This is a genomic window from Streptomyces sp. NPDC023541, from assembly GCF_055559995.1.
The window spans coordinates 784,748-804,042 of sequence record NZ_JBVHJO010000001.1; the positions used below are offsets into that span (position 1 = coordinate 784,748).

Annotated in this window: 18 protein-coding genes and 3 pseudogenes; 10 read left to right on the forward strand and 11 right to left on the reverse strand. The window is 70.7% G+C overall.

Annotated features, from left to right (window positions below):
• Positions 1–43 precede the first annotated feature (43 nt).
• Positions 44–169: a DUF1990 family protein gene (locus ACZ3X1_RS03735; RefSeq protein WP_467276147.1), complete on the forward strand. Its 126-nt coding sequence runs from the start codon at positions 44–46 to the stop codon at positions 167–169.
• A gap of 20 nt (positions 170–189) precedes the next feature.
• Complete coding sequence (locus ACZ3X1_RS03740; RefSeq protein ID WP_391698838.1) at positions 190–1,629, forward strand: lipase maturation factor family protein; 1,440 nt, start codon at positions 190–192, stop codon at positions 1,627–1,629.
• Here ACZ3X1_RS03740 and ACZ3X1_RS03745 read toward each other — a convergent pair.
• Entirely contained in the window at positions 1,615–2,598 is a 984-nt protein-coding gene (locus tag ACZ3X1_RS03745; protein ID WP_467276152.1) for an NAD-dependent epimerase/dehydratase family protein, read from the reverse strand. The genes ACZ3X1_RS03740 and ACZ3X1_RS03745 overlap by 15 nt on opposite strands.
• Before the next feature lie 189 nt (positions 2,599–2,787).
• Positions 2,788–2,961, reverse strand: coding sequence for a hypothetical protein (locus ACZ3X1_RS03750; protein ID WP_356815454.1), 174 nt, complete (start codon positions 2,959–2,961; stop codon positions 2,788–2,790).
• A gap of 339 nt (positions 2,962–3,300) precedes the next feature.
• Here ACZ3X1_RS03750 and ACZ3X1_RS03755 point away from each other — a divergent pair, with 339 nt between their 5' ends.
• Entirely contained in the window at positions 3,301–3,576 is a 276-nt protein-coding gene (locus ACZ3X1_RS03755) for a hypothetical protein (RefSeq protein ID WP_467276158.1), read from the forward strand.
• A 17-nt stretch (positions 3,577–3,593) separates the two neighbouring features.
• Here ACZ3X1_RS03755 and ACZ3X1_RS03760 read toward each other — a convergent pair whose 3' ends face one another.
• Positions 3,594–5,081 carry an SDR family NAD(P)-dependent oxidoreductase gene (locus ACZ3X1_RS03760; protein WP_356815444.1) on the reverse strand — a complete coding sequence of 496 codons (1,488 nt, stop codon included), beginning with the start codon at positions 5,079–5,081 and terminating at the stop codon, positions 3,594–3,596.
• Positions 5,082–5,371: 290 nt separating this feature from the next.
• Between ACZ3X1_RS03760 and ACZ3X1_RS03765 the strand changes: the two are divergent.
• Positions 5,372–6,154, forward strand: a pseudogene (locus ACZ3X1_RS03765) (DMT family transporter); the annotation flags it as partial.
• A gap of 54 nt (positions 6,155–6,208) precedes the next feature.
• Here the strand turns inward: ACZ3X1_RS03765 and ACZ3X1_RS03770 are convergent.
• On the reverse strand, positions 6,209–7,510 hold the full coding sequence (locus tag ACZ3X1_RS03770; protein ID WP_467276314.1) for a transglycosylase family protein: 1,302 nt from the start codon (positions 7,508–7,510) through the stop codon (positions 6,209–6,211).
• Positions 7,511–7,694: 184 nt separating this feature from the next.
• Here ACZ3X1_RS03770 and gndA point away from each other — a divergent pair, with 184 nt between their 5' ends.
• A complete protein-coding gene (gene gndA, locus ACZ3X1_RS03775; RefSeq protein WP_467276161.1) occupies positions 7,695–9,140 on the forward strand; it encodes an NADP-dependent phosphogluconate dehydrogenase in 1,446 nt (481 codons plus the stop codon).
• Positions 9,141–9,505: 365 nt separating this feature from the next.
• Here the strand turns inward: gndA and ACZ3X1_RS03780 are convergent, their stop codons facing one another.
• The 4 genes and pseudogenes from ACZ3X1_RS03780 to ACZ3X1_RS03795 all read right to left on the reverse strand — a co-directional run bounded on the left by ACZ3X1_RS03780 (position 9,506) and on the right by ACZ3X1_RS03795 (position 13,282).
• Positions 9,506–10,144, reverse strand: a complete 639-nt coding sequence (locus tag ACZ3X1_RS03780; RefSeq protein WP_390074027.1) for an aspartate/glutamate racemase family protein — start codon at positions 10,142–10,144, stop codon at positions 9,506–9,508.
• Complete coding sequence (locus ACZ3X1_RS03785; RefSeq protein ID WP_356811812.1) at positions 10,138–10,497, reverse strand: GNAT family N-acetyltransferase; 360 nt, start codon at positions 10,495–10,497, stop codon at positions 10,138–10,140. Before ACZ3X1_RS03785 ends, ACZ3X1_RS03780 begins: the two co-directional genes overlap by 7 nt.
• Before the next feature lie 16 nt (positions 10,498–10,513).
• On the reverse strand, positions 10,514–10,933 hold the full coding sequence (gene panD / locus ACZ3X1_RS03790; protein WP_467276169.1) for an aspartate 1-decarboxylase: 420 nt from the start codon (positions 10,931–10,933) through the stop codon (positions 10,514–10,516).
• Between the two features lie 1,498 nt (positions 10,934–12,431).
• Positions 12,432–13,282: pseudogene (locus ACZ3X1_RS03795) on the reverse strand (IS5 family transposase).
• A 606-nt stretch (positions 13,283–13,888) separates the two neighbouring features.
• Between ACZ3X1_RS03795 and ACZ3X1_RS03800 the strand changes: the two are divergent.
• Positions 13,889–14,194, forward strand: a complete 306-nt coding sequence (locus ACZ3X1_RS03800; RefSeq protein ID WP_467276317.1) for a hypothetical protein — start codon at positions 13,889–13,891, stop codon at positions 14,192–14,194.
• A gap of 29 nt (positions 14,195–14,223) precedes the next feature.
• Here the strand turns inward: ACZ3X1_RS03800 and ACZ3X1_RS03805 are convergent.
• Positions 14,224–14,365, reverse strand: a pseudogene (locus ACZ3X1_RS03805) (IS5-like element IS4811 family transposase); the annotation flags it as partial.
• Here ACZ3X1_RS03805 and ACZ3X1_RS03810 point away from each other — a divergent pair.
• Entirely contained in the window at positions 14,346–14,468 is a 123-nt protein-coding gene (locus tag ACZ3X1_RS03810) for a hypothetical protein (protein ID WP_467276319.1), read from the forward strand. The pseudogene ACZ3X1_RS03805 and the gene ACZ3X1_RS03810 overlap by 20 nt on opposite strands.
• 127 nt (positions 14,469–14,595) lie before the next feature.
• Entirely contained in the window at positions 14,596–15,342 is a 747-nt protein-coding gene (locus ACZ3X1_RS03815; protein ID WP_467276172.1) for an NAD(P)H-binding protein, read from the forward strand.
• Between the two features lie 47 nt (positions 15,343–15,389).
• Here the strand turns inward: ACZ3X1_RS03815 and ACZ3X1_RS03820 are convergent, their stop codons facing one another.
• Entirely contained in the window at positions 15,390–15,728 is a 339-nt protein-coding gene (locus ACZ3X1_RS03820) for an STAS domain-containing protein (RefSeq protein WP_467276174.1), read from the reverse strand.
• A gap of 312 nt (positions 15,729–16,040) precedes the next feature.
• On the opposite strand from ACZ3X1_RS03820, the gene ACZ3X1_RS03825 reads away from it, so the two are divergent.
• On the forward strand, positions 16,041–17,438 hold the full coding sequence (locus ACZ3X1_RS03825) for a PP2C family protein-serine/threonine phosphatase (RefSeq protein ID WP_467276177.1): 1,398 nt from the start codon (positions 16,041–16,043) through the stop codon (positions 17,436–17,438).
• Positions 17,435–17,803 (forward strand): STAS domain-containing protein, encoded by a 369-nt coding sequence (locus tag ACZ3X1_RS03830; RefSeq protein ID WP_467276179.1) that lies wholly within the window; start codon positions 17,435–17,437, stop codon positions 17,801–17,803. The genes ACZ3X1_RS03825 and ACZ3X1_RS03830 overlap by 4 nt, the downstream gene beginning before the upstream one ends.
• Before the next feature lie 398 nt (positions 17,804–18,201).
• On the opposite strand, the gene ACZ3X1_RS03835 is transcribed toward ACZ3X1_RS03830, so the two are convergent.
• Positions 18,202–18,705 (reverse strand): GNAT family N-acetyltransferase, encoded by a 504-nt coding sequence (locus ACZ3X1_RS03835; protein ID WP_423553096.1) that lies wholly within the window; start codon positions 18,703–18,705, stop codon positions 18,202–18,204.
• Positions 18,706–19,295: the final 590 nt, after the last annotated feature.

Consider the following 19,295-nt stretch of genomic DNA (forward strand, 5'->3'; position numbering starts at 1 on the left):
GGGCGTCGGCACGCGGGCCGTCTCCGAGTCGGCGGGGACGGCCGTGACCGCCTTCAGCCGCCCGAACCGCTGGTACACCCGCCTCGCCGGACCGGGGGTCCCCTTCCTCCGGCGGCACTGCGCCCGCCGGATCGGCCGTCGGCTGCGCGAGCTGGCCGGCGCCGGCTGACCAGGCCGATACTGGAGGAGATGGACTGGTTCACGGCGCCCGGGTACTGGCTCGCCCGGCTGGTCTTCCAGCGGGCCCTGGCCGGTGTCTACCTCGTCGCCTTCGTCGGGGCCGCCCTGCAGTTCCGGGCCCTGATCGGGGCGCACGGCATGCTGCCCGTACCGCGCTACGTACGGTACGTGCCCTTCCGGCGCGCCCCGAGCCTGTTCCAACTGCGCTACTCGGACCGGCTCTTCGCGGGCTGCGCCTGGACAGGAGCCGCGCTCGCGGCGGCCCTGGCGGCCGGGGCCGGGGACGAGGTGCCGCTGGCCGCGGCCATGGCGATGTGGGCCGTGCTGTGGGTGCTGTACCTCTCCATCGTGAACGTCGGCCAGACCTGGTACTCCTTCGGCTGGGAGTCGCTGCTGCTGGAGGTCGGCTTCCTCGCGGTGTTCCTCGGCAACGCCCGGGCCGGGCCGCCGGTGCTGGTGCTGTGGCTGCTGCGCTGGGTGCTCTTCCGCGTGGAGTTCGGAGCCGGGCTGATCAAGATGCGCGGCGACCCCTGCTGGCGCAAGCTGACCTGCCTGTACTTCCACCACGAGACGCAGCCGATGGCGGGGCCGTTCAGCTGGTTCTTCCACCACCTGCCGAAGCCGCTGCACCGGGTGGAGTGCGCCGCCAACCACGTGACCCAGCTGGTCGTCCCGGTGCTGCTGTTCACCCCGCAGCCGGTGGCCTCGTACGCCGCCGGGGCGGTCATCGCGACACAGCTGTGGCTGGTGCTGTCGGGGAACTTCGCCTGGCTGAACTGGCTGACGATCACCCTCGCCGTGTCGGCCGTGGACTTCACCGGGCTCGCGGGACCGCCCCCGGCCGCCGCCTCGCGGCCGGCTCCCGTGTGGTTCGTGGTGCTGGTCTGCGCGGTGACCGCCCTGGTGCTGTTCCTCAGCCGCCGCCCGGTGCTCAACATGGTCTCGCGCCGCCAGGTGATGAACCGGTCCTTCGACGCGCTGCACCTGGTCAACACCTACGGGGCCTTCGGGTCGGTGGGTCGGGTCCGCATGGAGGTGGCGGTCGAGGGCACCGCGGACCACGTGCCGCGCGAGGACGGCGACTGGAAGGAGTACGGCTTCAGGGGCAAGCCGGGCGAGCCGGGCAGGCTGCCACGCCAGTTCGCCCCCTACCACCTGCGCCTGGACTGGCTGATGTGGTTCGCGGCGATCTCGCCGGGCTATGCGCGCGACTGGTTCGGGCCGTTCGTGGAGCGGCTGCTGGCGGGCGACCGGGACACGCTGCGGCTGCTGCGCCACAACCCGTTCCCGGACGCCCCGCCCGTGCACGTCCGCGCCCTGCTCTACCGCTACCGCTTCACCACCTGGCGGGAGCTGCGCGAGACCGGCGCCTGGTGGCACCGCACGCTGGTGCGCGAGTACCTCCCGCCGACCCGGCTCGCGGACGCCTGGCTGTCAGAGCCCGAGTAGCGCGGCCTCCCGCTCGGCGTCGAGTCCGGGGACCGGCCGGTCGGCCCGCTGCGGGGCCCGGCCGTCGAGGGTGCGCAGCCAGGCCCAGGTGTCGGCCACCGTCTCCTCCACGGGGCGGCACTTCAGGCCGGTCTCCAGCGCCCTGGTCACGTCCCCGCCGAACATGTGGTCGTACGACTCGCCCTCGGGGAGCCAGACCGGCAGCTCGGTCCAGGGCTCCACGCCGGCGTCGAGGATCGGTGCCGGGTCGGTCCAGCGCAGCTCGGCGTTCCCGCCGGTGACGGCGGCGCAGGCGTCGAGGAGGGTGCCCATGGTGGCGTGCCCGGTCGGGGAGACCAGGTTGTAGGGGCCGCCGAGCCCGGCATCGGCGGCGTCCAGGGTCCAGCGCGCGAGGTCGCGTACGTCGATGTACTGGATCGGGAGTCCGCGCGGGCCGGGGGCGAGCACCGGGCCGCCTTGCGCGATGCGGTTCAGCCACCACGGCAGCCGGCCGACGTTCTCGTAGGGGCCGAGGATCAGCCCGGCGCGCACCAGCAGGGCGCGGTCCGCGAAGGCGTCCAGCGCGGCGAGTTCGCCGCCCCTCTTGTCCTCGGCGTAGGCGGTCGCCGCGGCGTGGGGCGAGCCCTCGACGAGGGGGCCGTCCTCGTCCTGCCCGGCGGGGGCGGGGTAGGCGTAGACCGAGCGGCTGGACACGTACGCGTACCTTCCGGCCCGGCCGCTCAGCAGGCGGGCGCTGTCGCGCACCGCCGTGGGGGCGCCGCCCCAGGTGTCGACGACGAGGTCCCACTCCCCCTCGGCGAGGGCGGCCGGCCCACCGGGAGCGGTGCGGTCGCCGTGCAGCGCACGGGTGCCCGGCGGGGGCGCGTGGTGCCCCCGGTGGAAGACGGTCACCTCCCAGCCCCGGGCGAGGGCGTCCTCGGTGATCGCGCGTCCGACGAATTCGGTACCACCCAGCATCAGCAGCTTCATGCGATCACCCTGGACCGGCGGACCGGGCCGCGGAAGCGCTGATCGCTCTCGGCGATGACGCTCAGGGCGTAGCGGGCCGGTGTGCGGCCGGCCGGTGTGCGGCGGGCAGGGCAGCGCCCCCGGTGCGGGTGGGCACGAGGGGGCGCTTGTCACCGCTCTGCGGGCGAGTGGGGGACGGGGTCCCCCGGGCTAGTCGATGCCGGGCAGGATGTGGGCTTCCGCCAGGTCGTCCTCGTACCCGGCCAGCCGGATCGGGGCGGAGCGCGCCCAGACTTCGAGGCTTCCGAGTTCGTCGGACCGCGTCTTGGCATGCGATCCGGTCCGCTCCAGCAACTTCGGTTCGGGCTGCGTCTTTTCAGTCACCGCGCACTCCTCTGTGTCGCGTAACCCGGCAGGCTGACCGCGAGCCGGGCAAGGGATCAAGGGTTCCGGACGCGGTGGCGCCTTAGTGGAGCGCGGCCCGGATGGGGGCCGTCTTGATGCCCCAGAGTACACATATGAGCGGACCTCCGCTCGATAGGAAGGCAAAATCCGCTGCGCCCTCTTAGTTTCGTCCCGAGTTCAGCAAGTCGTAGGCCGGCGGGCACGTCGGGGGCGGTGCGCTCGGACCCGGATGCGCGAGGCGTGACGGAGGGGGGCGGCGGTGTCGAGGTCCGGAGTACGGGAGGCCCAAGTGCCGTACGTACAAGCGTTGTTGAGATCATGGAACTGCTGCACTGCAGCCGCGTCGACCGCGCCCTGCGGACCGCGGCACTGCTTCGCCGCTCGCATCCCGCCGACAAGGAACTGCAGCTCGCGGGCTTGCTGCCCGACATCGGCCAGATGCTCCGTCCGGGTGACGGAGCGCGACACGCCGTAAGCACAGCGGAGGCGGCGCGCCCCCTGCTGGAGCTGGTCGCGGCCGGGTCCTGTCGGCCGGCCGGGTACGCGACCGGCCCCCTCGGTTCACCGAGGGGGCCGGTCAGGAGCGTGCGGTAGGGCCGGGGCCGCCGGGGCTACCAGTTCGCCGGGGCGTAGTCCTTGAGGAAGACGCCGAACAGGTCCTCGCCGGCCTCGCCGCGCACGATCGGGTCGTAGACCCGGGCCGCGCCGTCGACCAGGTCGAGCGGGGCGTGGAAGCCCTCCTCGGCGAGGCGGAGCTTGTCGAAGTGCGGGCGCTCGTCGGTGATCCAGCCGGTGTCGACCGAGGTCATCAGGATGCGGTCGGTCTGGAACATCTCCTGGCCGCTGGTCCGCGTCACCATGTTCATCGCGGCCTTGGCGGCGTTGGTGTTCGGGTGCCCCGCACCCTTGTAGCCGCGGCTGAAGACGCCCTCCATCGCCGAGACGTTGACGACGTACGCCCGTCCGTTGGCTGCCTTGCGGGCGGCATCCGCCATGGCCGGCCGCAGGGCGCTGATCAGGATGAACGGCGACGTGTAGTTGCACAGCTGGGTCTCGAGCAGCTCCACGGGGGAGATCTGGTCGATGGTCTGCACCCAGGTGTTGCTGTCGACGACGTCGGGCAGCAGGCCGCCGGCGTCGATGGCGGTGCCGGCGAGGTGCCGCTCCAGGCTGGCGTTGCCCGCGACCAGCGCGAGGTCGGCGACCTTCTGCGCCTCGAGTCCGCTCACACCGACGGGCAGCGCCGCGAGGCCGTCGACCGCCCCGGAGTTGAAGGCGCCGATGACGTGGTGGGCGGGGAGTTCACCGGCGGGCAGCGGGGCGGACTCCCCCTCGACCAGTGCCGCATAGGCGCTGGGCAGGCGGCGCACGGTCTGTGTCGCGTTGTTGATCAGGATGTCGAGCGGGCCCGCCCCGGCCACCTGGTCGGCGAGGGCCACGGCCTGGGCCGGGTCGCGCAGGTCGATGCCGACGACCTCCAGGCGGTGCATCCAGTCCGCCGAGTCCTCCATCGCCTTGAAGCGGCGGATGGCGTCCTTGGGGAAGCGCGTGGTGATCGTGGTGTGGGCGCCGTCGCGCAGCAGCCGCAGCGCGATGTACATGCCGATCTTGGCTCGGCCGCCGGTGAGGAGCGCGCGCTTGCCGGAGAGGTCGGCGCGGGCCTCCCGCTTGGCTCGGTTCTCGGCGGCGCAGCCCGGGCAGAGCTGGTGGTAGAAGTAGTCGACCTCGACGTACCGCGTCTTGCAGACGTAGCAGGAGCGCGGGCGCTGGAGTATCCCGGCGATCCGGCCGGCCTCCGTGACCGAGGAGGGCAGGATTCCCTCGGTCTCGTCGTCGATCCGCTCGGCGGAGCCGGTCGCGGTCGCCTCGGTGACGGCCTTGTCGTTGGCGGTCTTGGCGGCGCGGCGCTCCTGTCGGCGGCGCTGCTTGACCGTGCGGTAGACACCGGCCGTGGCGCGGCGGACGGCGATGGCGTCCGGGTGGTCGACGTCGATCTCGTCCAGTTCGGCGAGCACGTCGAGGCAGAGCGCCAGCCGCTCGGGGTCGATGCCCGGTCCGTAGGCCTGAGCCTGGTCGTGGCTGTCTTCGGTCACCGTCATGGCCGCTGCCGTTCCTTGATCACTCGTCCGCATCCGCCTGCTGCGGAGGTCCTCAAAAGGGAAACTGTACGGATCCCATACGCCCCGAGCCAAACCCGCGGGCCGACGCCTCACACATCGCGAACAGGCCGTCACCGTACGGATCCACGCGGTGACCGTGGGGCACGGTAGGGGTGGCGCTGCGCTGATGGACGGACCACGCTGCGTACTCCCGTACTACGTCGGGAGTATGACTCGTGACCACCTGTGGGCGGAGGAATAGCGCAGATGGGTCGGGCATTGTGGACCTTATGAGTGCACTGGCGCTGTCGGTCCTGCTCTGCCTGGTGTCCGCCGTCGCGTACGCGGGCGGCGCGATCGTCCAGGAGAGGGTCGCGGCGAGCACGCCGGACCGGCGGTACGCGCCGCTGCGCCGGGGCGGCTGGTGGGTGGCGGTCGGGCTGAACGGCCTCGGCGCGCTGCTGCACGTGGTGGCGCTCGCGTACGGGCCGCTGAGCCTGGTCCAGCCGCTCGGGGCCCTCACCATCGTCTTCGCCCTGCCGATGGCGGCCGTCCTCGTACGGCGCCGGGCGGGCGCGGCGGCCTGGCGCGGGGCGGTGCTGGCGACGGTCGGACTGGCCGGGCTGCTGGCGCTGACCGGCGGGGCCGGGCGGGCGGAGCAGCCGCTGGCGGACGCCGAGCGGAGCCTGCTGTTCGCGGTGACGGGGGCGGTGGTCGCGGCGCTGTTCCTGGCGGCGCACCGGATGCACCGGGTGGTGCTGCACAGCGTGTTGCTCGCCGCGGCGGCCGGTACGGCCTTCGGCATGGCCTCGGTGTTCACCAAGTCGGTCGCGGAGAACGTCGAGGCGGGCGCGCCGGCCGGCCTGTGGGTGGACCTGGCGGCGATCGCCGTGCTCGCGTCGGCCGGGCTGCTGCTGTCGCAGGCGGCCTACCGGGGCGCCGGGCTGACGGCGCCGCTGGCCACGGTGACGGTGGTCAATCCGGTGGTCGCGGCGACCGTCGGCATCACCCTCTTCGGCGAGGGCTTCCGCTACGGGGCCGCGGGCACGGCGGCGGCACTGGCCAGCGCCGTGCTGGCGGCGGCCGGCCTGGTCCTGCTCACGGCCGTGCCGCCGCACGAGCGCGGGTCAGATGCGGACTCCGTGACCGCGCAGGTACTTCAGCGGGTCGATGTCGGAGCCGTAGCCGGGCCCGGTGCGGATCTCGAAGTGCAGGTGCGGGCCGGTGCTGTTGCCGGTCGAGCCGGAGCGGCCGATGCGCTGGCCTCCGGAGACCGGCTGGCCGGCCTTCACGCCGAGGGCCGAGAGGTGGGCGTACTGCGAGTATCGGCCGTCGGTGTGCCGGATGACGACCTGGTAGCCGTAGGCGCCGGCCCAGCCGGCGGAGACGATCTGGCCGGGTCCGACGGACTTGACGGTGGTACCGGTGGCCACGGGGAAGTCGACGCCGGTGTGGTAGCCGCTGGACCAGGAGGATCCCGAGACGCGGTAGGCCGTGCCGAGGGCGGCGTCGACGGGAGCGGAGAACCCGCTCGTGGCAGGCTTCTGCTGCGCTGAGGCGGGCTGGGTCTCGGGCTTCCCGGCGGGTTTTTCCGCCGGTTTCGCGGCGGGCTTCCCGGCCGGTTTCGGGGTCACCTTCTCCACGGGCTTCGGCGCGGGCCGCTCGGCCGGCTTCTCCGCGGCCGGCTCCCCCGGCTTGACCGGCTCGGCGGTCCGCGGCGGCTTCTCCGGGTTCTGCGCGGGCGGGGACGGCGGGGCGGTGGTGACCCGCATCGTGAGGCGCTGGCCGGGGAAGATCAGGTTCGGGTTGTCTCCGACGACGGCCCGGTTGGTCTCGTAGAGCGCCTGCCATCCACCCTCGACGTGCTGCTCGGTGGCTATCGCGGAGAGCGAGTCGCCCGGCGCGACGACGTACGGGTTCGGCAGGACCGAGGTCCCGGTCGGGCGGGGCGTGCTCCCCTGCACCGGAGTGGTCCGCACCTCCTGGGTCCGGGGCTGCGAACGCGCCTCGGGCTGCGCGGGGACCTGCGCGGCGAGGACTGGCGACGGACCGCCGCGGGTGAGCCCCGCGCCCTTGCCGCAGTGGGGCCATGCCCCGGGCCCCTGCCCCTTGAGGACCTTCTCGGCGACCGCGATCTGCTGCTCCTTGGTGGCCAGGTCCGCACGCGGGGCGTACGTGGCGCCGCCGAAGGCCCGCCAGGTGCTCTGGCTGAACTGGAGTCCGCCGTAATAGCCGTTGCCGGTGTTGATGCGCCAGTTGTTCGTCGACTCGCAGGCGGCGACCTTGTTCCAGGTGTCCACGGAGGCGGCGTCGGCGACTCCGGCGCCCATGAGCGGGAGCGCGATACCGGCGCCCCCGGCGGTGACGGCCAACGAGGCCCGGTTGATGCTGCTCGGCTGATACCGGCGGTGCCGGCCCCGTACGCCCATGGGAGCCCCCCTCGAAGACATCAGGAATCGCACAACGTAACGTCGGGATCATTGCATGACAAGGGAGCAACGGGGCGCTCTTCAGCGGAACTTGACAAGGACTCGACGGGCCGCGGCGCCGCACGGCCGACAGCGGGGTAGCGTCGGGCACAGCCCGCACACCGAAGCACGCAGGAGCGCACAGATGAGCACCAGCACGGCCCGGATCGGCGTCACCGGCCTCGCAGTCATGGGCAGCAACCTCGCCCGCAACTTCGCCCGCAACGGATTCACCGTGGCCGTCCACAACCGCACCACCGCCAGGACGACGGCGCTGGTGGAGGAGTTCGGCCACGAGGGCGCGTTCGTGGCCGCCGAGTCGGCCAAGGAGTTCGTCGACGCGCTGGAGCGCCCCCGCCGCATCGTCATCATGGTGAAGGCCGGGGAGCCGACCGACGCCGTGATCCGCGAGTTCGCCCCTCTCCTGGAGGAGGGCGACGTCATCATCGACGGCGGGAACGCGCACTTCGAGGACACCCGGCGGCGCGAGCGGGAACTGCGGGAGCGGGGCATCCACTTCGTGGGCGTGGGCATCTCGGGAGGCGAGGAGGGTGCGCTGCTCGGGCCGAGCATCATGCCGGGCGGCTCGAAGGAGTCGTACGCGTCCCTCGGCCCGCTGCTGGAGAAGATCGCGGCGAAGGCCGCCGACGGCACGCCGTGCACCTCGCACGTGGGGCCCGACGGCGCCGGACACTTCGTCAAGATGGTGCACAACGGCATCGAATACGCCGACATGCAGCTCATCGCCGAGGCCTACCACCTGCTGCGCGAGGTCGCCGGGTTCACCCCCGCGAAGATCGCGGAGACCTTCCGGGACTGGAACCGGGGCCGTCTGGACTCGTACCTGATCGAGATCACGGCGGAGGTGCTCGCCCACACCGACGCCGCGACCGGGCAGGCGTTCATCGACGTCGTGGCCGACGCCGCCGAGCAGAAGGGCACCGGCCGCTGGACCGTGCAGATCGCCCTGGACCTGGGGGTGCCGGTGTCAGGAATCGCCGAGGCCGTGTTCGCCCGCGCCGTCTCGGGCCACGCGGACCTGCGGACGGCCGCCCGCGGACTCGCGGGGCCGACCGCGGCGGCGCTGTCGCCGGAGGCGGCGGAGGCCTTCGCCGCGCAGGTGGAGGAGGCGCTGTACGCGTCGAAGATCGTCTCGTACACGCAGGGGTTCCACCAGATCCGGGCCGGCAGCGAGGAGTACGGCTGGAACGTGGACCTGGGCGCGGTCGCCTCCCTGTGGCGCGGCGGCTGCATCATCCGGGCGGCGTTCCTCGACCGGATCCGCGCGGCCTTCGACGCCAGGCCGGACCTGCCGAGCCTGCTGGCGGACGAGCGCTTCGCCGAGGAGATCGGGGCGGCGCAGGAGGGCTGGCGTTCCGTGGTGTCGGCGGCGGTGGGCGCGGGCATCCCGGTGCCGGCCTTCGCGGCCTCACTGGCGTACTACGACGCGCTGCGCGCGGAGCGGCTCCCGGCGGCCCTCACCCAGGGCCAGCGGGACTTCTTCGGGGCGCACACCTACCGGCGGACCGACCGCGAGGGCTCGTTCCACACCCTCTGGAGCGGCGACCGCTCCGAGGTCCGCACGGACTGAACGCCGCCTGAGGACTGTCCGCAAAGTAGCGTCGGCCGCCCGGAGGGCGTGCACCCCAGACCCCGCCGCGCCGTCCTTCGGGCGGCCGACGCTACTTCGACACTCCCTAGCTCCAGGGCCCGGGCTGGGGCACCGGCGCGGGCCCCGGCGGCGGGGGCACCGGGTCGGGCTCCGGGACGGGGCCGGGCACGGGCGGCACGGGGCGCGGGATCGGCTCGGGCTCCGGGAACGGGGTGGGCGCCGGCTGCGGATCGGGCTCGGGGGCCGGCGGCTGCGTCGCTTCGAGTTTTCGCACCATGTACGGCACTTTCCCGCGATTGCGTCCCGTACGCCCCGGGACTCCCTACGCTTCGGCCCGGGACTCCCTACGCTTCGGCCGTCAGGGCGAGCGCGGCCGCCAGACCCGGCGCGGGACTGGACAGCACGGGGGTGGCGGTCGTGGCCAGCGTGGCGGCGCCCGCCATGGAGACCTGCGCGAGGACGATGACGTCCGCACCGGTGACCGCGTCGGCGGCCTCGGCCACCTGGGAGAGGTAGCGGGCGGTGTCCCCCGCCTCGAAGCTCTCCCAGGCGCCGGGGACGAGGTGCGTGACGACCGACACCGCCCGCCCGCCCGCCTCCTCCGCGAGCAGCTCCACGGTCGGTGACAGCGTGGATGCGAGGGCGGCGAGGACGGCGATGCGCGGGCCGGTGCGAACGGCCGCGCCCGCCATCGGCCGGTCCACGCGCAGCACCGGGGCGCCGAGGGCCGGGGCGAGCGCCTCGGCGGTCGCCCCGATCGTGGAGCAGGTGACCAGCACGGGGCCCGGCCCGGCCGCGCCGAGCAGCTCCCGCAGGGCGGGGGCCACGGCGCGCGGCCCGTCCGCGCGGGCCCGGTCCAGCAGCCGCGGCACCACCAGGTGCCGCAGGACGGCGCCCGGGTGGTGCCGCTCGCGCAGCGCGTCGAAGACGGGGACGTGCACGGGCGAGGTGTGCAGCAGGGTCAGGCCGGGGACCGTCACCACCGGTCGGAGTCGGCGGCCAGCTGCGCCTTCGCCGCCGCCACGACCTCGGTCGGCGCGTCGGGCGCCTCGTCGGGGTGTTTGGCGGCCCAGCTCGCCGCGTACGGGCAGAGCGGGACCACGGGCACGCCCTCGGTCTCGGCGAGTCCGTAGAAGGTCCTCACCAGCCCTCCGGCGATGCCCCGGCCCTCGTGGCCCGGCTCGACGACCGTGTGTACCGCCACCAGGGCGTGGGGCGGCCGGTCGAGCACGAAGTAGGCGATGAACCCGACGGCCTGCCCGTCCTCGACGGCGAGCAGCCGCCCGGCCTCCCGCTCGTCCCGGAACTCGATCGGCGTGTCCGGGCTCTGCGACATGGTCCCCGGCTCCTTCTCAGACGGCCACGGCGTGGGGGCTGCGCCGCTGGTCCGTGCCCGGTACCGGTGCGGAGGCGTCGGAGCCCAGTTCGACGATCCGGTTGTCCGCGTCCACGTGCACGACGCGCGGCTTCAGCGTCCGGGCCTCGGCGTCCTCGACCTGTGCGTAGCTGATGAGGATGACGAGGTCGCCGGGGTGCACGAGGTGTGCGGCGGCGCCGTTGATCCCGATCACGCCGGATCCGCGCTCGCCCTCGATCACGTAGGTCTCCAGCCGCGCACCGTTGGTGATGTCCACGATGTGGACGAGCTCCCCGGGGAGCAGGTCGGCGGCGTCCAGCAGGTCGGCGTCAACGGTCACGGACCCGACATAGTGCAGGTCGGCCTGGGTGACGGTGGCCCGGTGGATCTTGGACTTGATCATGGTGCGCAGCATTGTGAACTCCTAGAAGACGGCTCCCTGCCAGCTTTCTGCAGGTCAAGGGCGTTCTTCACTGTACATCGGCACGCGTCAGATCGAAGATATTAGGAACATCGACCCCCTCTGGCAGGAAGGCCCCTGCCTGCACCTTCGCGCGAACCAGGCTGTCGTGACGCCGCCGACCAGGCGTCCAATCGGTCAGCCACTTTGGAACGCTTGGGGACTGATGCTGATCAGATGCTGACTTAGCTGATGGCCCATCAGGAGCATGGAAGGGCACAGGACGACCCGCTCCTCCTGGGACCACGTCAGACTTCCCCACTGATCAAGTAACCGGTCGTCGCGAGGCAGGTTGCACCCTCCACATCCGGGCCAGTTGCCGTGCTGCCGCAATTCCTCGTACACGCCCAGAACGTCCGTGCACCGCTTCGCCCGGCCGGGAAGCCGGCGCGCCACAGCGGGTGGTGCACGCCTACCGCGGGGGCGGTCACGTTCGAGTCCTCTCGCCCAGCGACACACTGCTGCCGACGCTAGGAACCCTGAGACCGGACTGCGGTGGAAATATCGCTCGCTTCCCCTGAACGAAGGAGGGGAAGTTGCCGCCGCATTGTCTACACGTCATCCGGTGGATCACGGTGATCACGGGCATGACGACGCCGGTAGAACCCTCAGCATGCGAGGGCGTCGTGATCGGCCTCCTCCGCAGAGAGGTGCGCGGCCGCCGCCACGGTGCACACTACGCACATCTGAGAGACCGCCGACCAAAGGCTCTTTGTGGGCAGGCTCAGGGATCGCGCGCCCTCGACATGATGGGTCATCGAAACACGTGGAGGGAAAACAGGTGGAAGTTTGCGCACGTCAGCGAAGCGCGGGCGTGGTGTCCGAATAGAGAAAGTGTGCGTTAGGTGCGCTGCATGCGGTATGGGCGACCTCTCGACGCACGACGTCATCCGCCCGCAAGCGCGCCCATGCAACACCCGGGCTACGGTTGCTCGGAATGGACTCAAGTGGATGCCAGTGTGCTTTCAGTGGCTTGTCCAGGAAAGGCGCGTATGCCGTGTGTTCAGCGGGTGGTGCGCTCATTCATGCTGTCCTGCATCGGCCCAGCCGTCGACGAGACCCAGAATCGTTCCCAGTGTGCGGAGGTGGAAGTACTCGCGTCCCCGAACGGGTTTCTCGCTGGCGTCTCGCATGGCGGCTATACAGGCGTTCTCCAGCTTGCGTGCCTCGGGATTTCCTTCGATCAGACGAACGATCTAGTCAAGCCCGTCACGCTCGTGGTGAGACAGGCGTAGACGCGGGTTTCCGGAAGTGATGCCGAACTTAACGATCTCGTTTACGTCATCCGTGACGACGTAGAAGACGTCCCAAGCCTTACCTGCGCAGGTGCGGCATATGCCTCCCCCTGCGCGCACGTTACTCGGTGTGGGCGTTCCCGTATTTCCCTTGGCGCACCGCACCTGATGCGGCGCCTGAGTGCCGAGCCACTTAGAGGTCATTTTCGTCCGACCTTTCATCCCAGAATCGGGTGTTCTGTGGTCTTCTTCGGGTCGCGCCAGGAGATGGTGTTCTCGCTGGTGAGGCGGCGGGCCATGAGGTCGGTCATGGCGATGTGGATCACGGCTTCGGAGCGTGTGGGCAAGGTTTCGTAGTCGCGGGCCAGGCGTCGGTGGAGCATGAGCCAGCCGTAGGTGCGCTCGACCGCCCACCGTTTGGGTATGGGGGCGAATCCCCTGGTCCCGGGCTTGCGGGCGGTGATCTCCATGTCGATGCCGAGGGTGGCAGCATGCTCGACGAGGTGCTGACGGTAACCGCCGTCGACCCATACCTTGCGGATGCCGGGGTGGTCGGCGGCGACCTGGTCGAGCAGCGTGGTGCCGGCAACGGAGTCTTGCACGCTTGCCGCGGTAGGCCGAGTGTGTCGGTGACGATGTTCCGCTTCCTGCCCACGATCTTCTTCCCCGCGTCGACGCCCTGGCCGGCAGCGGGGACGCTGGTGGAGGTTTTGACGCTCTGGGCGTCGATCACACAGGCCGTTGGTTCTGCGTCTCTGCCTTCCTTCTCTCGCAGACGCTGCCGGAGTAGGCCGTTGAGCTGGGCGAACACGCCCTCGTCGGCCCATTTGGCGAAGTACCCGTAGACGGTGTTCCAGTGCGGAAAGTCGTGGGGGAGGTAGCCCCACTGGACTCTGGTGCGGTCGACATACAAGATCGCGTCCATGATGTCGCGCAGGTCGTGTTCGGGCGGCCGGCCGAAGTCCAGAGCCCGGCCGCGGCGCTCGAAGCGCCAGGCTGCAAGGACCGGCTCGATCAACTCCCAGCGGGCATCGGACAGATCACTCGGATACGGACGTCGCTTCGCCATACTTTGGGCGTACCGCGTCGGACCGAGTGCGCCCAGGCGCACACCCGCGACGGTGGAAGCACACGACCTCGGAGACCGGTCATCCTGGGATGAGACAGGAGTACGTGGCCTTTCGCCCCATCGGCAACCCCACCCGCCCCGCAAACGTCGACCGCCCCCGCAACCTCACCTGCACCGCAACCCGACACTCCGAGAATCCGTTGATAAGCGGGCAATCCAGGTGAAAACGACCTCTCAGAACCTGTTTGTGATCTCCGAGCTGGTCTAGAGCTGGAAGTCGGAGAGGCGGGCGTGAAATCATCTGATCATGCCTGGCCATTGGACCGGATTGGTCTTTCTGAGCGTCTTGTCCATCGCTGCGGCGGTCACCTCCGCCCGTGCCGCGTGGCGATGTGCATGGCGTGAAGCAGCCTGCTGGGCCACGGCCGCAGCAGGCGTTGGCTATCTTGCGGCCCAGAACGCGGGCATTGCCGGGCAGGGCCTGCCGGGCTGGCTCCTGATGGGTGCGTTCCTGCTGCAGAGGCTGCTGTTGTGGCGGGCAGACCGGATGGCCAGCGTGTAGAACCTGTTTCCGAGGCTGGGCTCTAGCGTGCGTAGGCTTCGGCTATGAATTCGGATGCCGTAAAGAAGTTGCTCGCTGACGTGTGTAGGACGTTGGCTCGTGCCGGCTTCGATGTGGCATCGGCTGGTGATGAGGACGGGACCGGGCTGCGGGTGCGGCGGGAGACGGACTCCGTGATGGTGGGCTGGGTGACGGGCAGTGAGCTGGATCCTGCGGGCCGCCACGATGCCGATTTTGAGGGCATCCGCGCTGCTCTGAGGTCCGCGCTGTTGGCGATCCTCACGCAGGCCGGCCATGCCGTGCAGATCGACCGTGACAGTGGTGAGGTGCGGGTCAGACTGATTCCGTGATCTTCGGCGGGGGCAGGCGATCCAGGCTGGTGGTGCCGCGGGTGAGACGTCGGGTCATCAGGGTGATCGCGGCCCAGGTGATCTGGGTTTCGGAGCGCTGGATGAGCCGTTCATATTCACGGCATGGCGGCGGGCGTGCATCATCCGGGCGATGCTGCGTTCGACGACCCAGCCCGATGACGTCCGGGTGCACGTCGAGGCGGAGCCCGACGGCCGGCTGATGAGGTCCATCTCTGGTGATGCGGTGGCCGCCTTCCGGGCCGAGTTGCCGTAGCACGTGACGGGGTGACCGGCGCTGCCGCGGCCGACTGCCACGGTGCGACGCGGGGCCCACGCACGGTGTTATCCGGCCTGGTCGAGGCGGGTGGCGCCGTCGTTGCCCTGGTGAGAGGCGGTTCGTCATGAACATCGTGGTCTTCGGCGCGGGCGGTCGGGCAGGGCGGCTGGCTGTCACCGAGGCGCACTGGCGCGGCCACCACGTCACCGCCGTGGTGCGCGACCCCGCACGCCACAGCAACTTGGCCGGCGTGGAGGTCTTGGCCGGCGACGTCATGGACACCGTGAGTATCGAGCGAGCGGCCGCCGGGCATGACGCCGCCATCAGTACCGCCGTGGACCTTTCCGTGCCACCGCACGAGTTCTTCACTGCGTCATCCGGCGCTCTTAAGTTCACCCCGCACGACTTCCGGCGGATCTTCATCACCGAACTCGTCAACAGTGGCCTGCCGATCCACATCGGCGCGGCCCTGCTCGGGCACCTGAATGTCCAGACCACTCGTGGCTACGTCGCGGTGTTCGACGAAGACGTCATCCGCCACTGCCAGGAGCACCTCGAACACCGGCGCCAGATCCGTCCCACCGACGAGTACCGGGACACCACCTCGGACGAGTGGACCGAGTTCGAGGAGCACTTCGACCGCCAGAGGGTCGAGCTCGGGTCCTGCGGGCGGCCCTACGGCACCCCTGCCAGCACGAGCACGCCTGCGTCCGCTGTCCGATGTTGCACGTCAACCCCAAGATGCTGCCCCGTCTCGCAGAGCTGGAAGCCGACCTCCTCGACCGTCGAGCACGCGCAGAGGCCGAGGGATGTCCGTCTTCCGGCTTTGCGTGCGCAGGGGTGGGCAGGCCGCGATCGTTTCAGGATCTGAGCTGGATGAGGGCGGCATCGACCGTGGAGGCCACGGAGAGGGCCTGGTCAGCGCCCGTGATGTCCAGCAGCCGCTGAAGGGATGCTCCAACGTGAGCGAGCACGAGACCGCCGGCGGGGCCGGTGCCCTTGTGTAGATTGCAGGAAGCAGTTCAGGCCGCTGGAGTCGCCGAAGGCCAGGCCGGGGCAGTCGAACACGATCCGCTGCCGGTCATGAGCGTGCATGGCGGCATTCACCGCCTCCATGAGCAGCGGGACGGTGGTGAGATCGAGGTCTCCGCTCAGCCGCAGAATGGGGATGCCCTCGTCGGTGGCGGGCGGGGCAGTGAAGCGCGGTTCGTTGATCTCCGGCACCTGGTCTGTCCCAGCGTTCGTCGGGTTCTCCATCGCTCGAACAGTACAGAGACGGTGCTCGTCGCCACTACGCCCGACGCTGAAGCCTGCGGAACGGTAGCCGGTCTCAAGCGATCAAGTTGATGGCGATGGCTTCGCCCTCCGTCGGGGCGGCATTCTGGCGGCCGTTCCATGGGCTCGGCGTCGGACCGGGTGCGCCGGGGTGTTTCGGTACAGTTCCGGGGGGGCCGGCTGTCCGGTCGGCGCCTTGGGGGGATGAGCGAGACGAGGAACATGCCGGAACAAGCGAGCCCGCCTGCGATAACACCGAACGGGCCTTTGGACCCGTCGGCTGAGGCGGCGCGGATGACGGCAGTGCGCCGTTACGACATTCTCGACACCCCGCCAGACGGCGCCTATGACCGGGTCGCAGCTCTGGCCGCGCGCCTGTTCAAGGTGCCGGTGGCGACGGTGACCATCGTGGACGAGGACCGGATCTGGTTCAAGGCCACGTACGGCCTGGAAGGCGTCACCGAGATCGGACGTGACCCGGGCCTGTGCGCCTCAGCGGTGCTGACCGATGACACCACCGTCATCCCCGACACCCTGCTCGACCCGGTCGCCTGCTCCAACCCGCTGGTCGCCGGCCCGATGGGGGTGCGGTTCTACGCCGCCGCTCCGATCATCACCGCCGACGGGTACCGGCTGGGCACGGTCAACGTCCTCGACACCCGCCCCCGCGAGATCAGCGAGGCGGATTCGGCCACGCTCGCGGACCTGGCCGCAGTGGTGCGCGATCAGCTGGAGCTGCGGCTGTCGGCGCTGCACGTGGTGCGCGCCGAGCAGGAGCGCCGCAAGGTCGAGGAGGAGAAGCGCCAGGCGGAGGAAGAAGCCCGGCAGCGCGCGGAGCGGGACAAGGCGGCCATCGCCGCGTTCGCCTCCACCCTGCAGCGCACCCTGGTGCCTCCCGCCCTGCCCGCGGTACCGGGCCTGGAGCTGGCCTGCCACTACAAGACCGCCTCCCCGCAGGAAGTGGGCGGCGACTTCTACGACGTCTTCCCTGTCAGCGGGGGCCGGTGGGCGTTCTTCCTGGGCGATGTGTGCGGCAAGGGCGCCGAAGCCGCCTCGGTCACCTCACTGACCCGCTACACGCTGCGGGCCGCAGCCCTCGTTGACGCGGACCCCACGGCCGCGCTGAAGGCCCTGAACACCGCGCTGCTGCTGGACGCGGCGGTCGGTACCCGTTTCTGCACCGCCATCTTCGGTCTGCTCGATCCGGCCCGGGACGGCGGTTTCACGGTCACGCTGGCCACCGGCGGCCACCCGCCCGCCTACCACCTCAGCCCCACCGAGGAGGGCGGTGTGCGGGTCGAGGCGGTCCGCGCCAAGGGCGGCATGCTGGTCGGCGCGATCGCCGAAGCCACCTTCGCCTCACGCACCCTGCACCTGGCACCCGGCCAGGGACTGCTGCTCTACACCGACGGACTGACCGAGGCCCGCACCGCCGATGGCCACATGCTCGACGATACCGGTCTGACAGGCTTCCTGGCCCAGCGCCGGGGGCCCGTCAGTGCCGGCGCCCTGATCGACGACACCGTAGCGCTGCTGGCCACACTTCCCGACACCGAACGCGACGACGTGGCGCTGCTGGCTCTGTCCGTTCCCACCGCGGATGCTGCTCCTGTGGGCATCACCGCCACCGCTCACAGCGCCGCCGCCCCGACCGCCGACGCCTCCGTCGGGCAGGAGAACCGACGCCCATGACCGACGCATTCCACATCGACGTCTCCCACACCGACGGCGCCCTGGCCGTGATCGCACTGTCCGGCGAATTCGACATCGCCGCCGCACCCGCCGTGCGGGCCCGCGCCCTGGAACTCATAGCGGCCGGGCACCCCGACCTGGTCGCCGACCTGTCAGGCGTCACCTTCTGCGACTCCTCAGGGCTGGGAGCCCTCGTAGGGATTTGGCGCTGCGCCAAGGACGCTGACGGCTCCCTCACCCTGGCGGCCATCCCCGACCGGCTGGGCCGCCTGCTCAGCGTCACCGGGATGGACACCTTCCTGCCCACCCATCCCAGCGCCGAGGCCGCGCTCGCCGCCCGCCAGGGTAACCGCACCACCGCCTGAGCACCCTTAGCGCAGGAGGCGGTCGCGGGCTCACCTGGCACAGCACAGCCCCGCAGCGAGGCGCGCGGAATCACGGCTAAGCGTGCGTCACGACCGATGTATTGGTCGCGACGCGCGCCTCCGCGTCCGTCATGTCGCTCGGATACCGACGCTCTCGCAGGCGATTGTCGGCAGCGTTTCCGAACCGGTGAGCCAGACAGTCACACTCCCGAGTACCCGCGGTGGACTGCACGGGCATCGGCACGCAAGACTGCGACACTGGGGCCTCCTGATGCTCGGTGATTCGGCACCAGCGAGCTGTTCAGGAGGCCTCCTCGCATGCGCCGAGCACCCGCTGACCACCCAATCGAGACGGCCGTTCGAGCACCAAGCCCCCAGAGCATTGCGACAAAAGCTACTTACGCGTCGGGGTGCTCCGGCAGGGCGAGCCAGTCCGACCAGGAGATCTCTCGGCCGAGGAAGCGCGGCTGCTCGAACGGCCAGTCGGCGGCGATCCACTGCGGCACCAGCTCGTCGAGGGCCTGCTCGACTTTGCTGTCCACCAGCTCGTCCACCACCCACCAGGAGATCTCGCCGTCCGCGCCGGCCCTCTCCGGTGGGTCGATGTAGACGCAGCCGAGCAGAGCTGTCTCCGCCGCGTCGAACAGCGCGTAGTTGAAAGACTGGTGTGCGGCGATCTCCTTCTCGTGCCGCAACAGGTCGGCCTGGTCTGCCTCGTAGGTCATGGTGGCCGCGGGCCAGCCCCAGGCTGGGCCGAAGATGGTCCACAGCCGCTCGCGCGAACCCATCACAGCCGGATAGTCGAGCGGGGTGTCCGTCTCCCGGATCGGCCGCAGGTGATGACCACTGCCCGGCAGCGGTACCAGGACGGGATGAACGAAGTTATCGGGGAGCCAGCTCATAGCGCCCGACCGTAGCAGCGCGCGGCCGTCCGCTCCCCCTGCATTTTCCCCGTATACCGCCAGGCCCTGCTCTCATGCCGGGCAGTGCCCGCGATCACCCGATGAGACTCCCGTTCGATCGACAGACTCCATGATCGGTATGGCAACGGCTTCTCAGGCACTGAGCCTTTTCCATCCTCACTCTGAGCTGGTCAGATGCAGGGTGAGGACGGCCTGGACGAGGCTGGTGATCCGGGTGTCTGCCTGCGGCGCTCCGCTCCCTGGAGGACCCGCTTGTGCTTCGGCGGCTTCCGGGGGCCCGCCCGTGTGGGAGCTGAGGTCGCCGGCCAGCAGCCTGGTGAGAGCACTGGGGTAGGCGTTTCGGCGCACTCGAGCAGGTGCAGGAGGACTGCGAGTTCGCACGGGCGGAGATGCAGGTGGGTCAGGGCGCCTGCCGCGCCGGAGACCAGTGCCCGGCGCATACGACTCTCGTAGGCTCGTCTGTGCAGTTCCGCGAATCGGATCCGGGGTCTTCGAACTGACCGGGCTGGGCGGGGAGATAGGCGGCTGTTCGCTTCCGCCGGTGCGCGACTCCGGGTGACGGTCGAAGG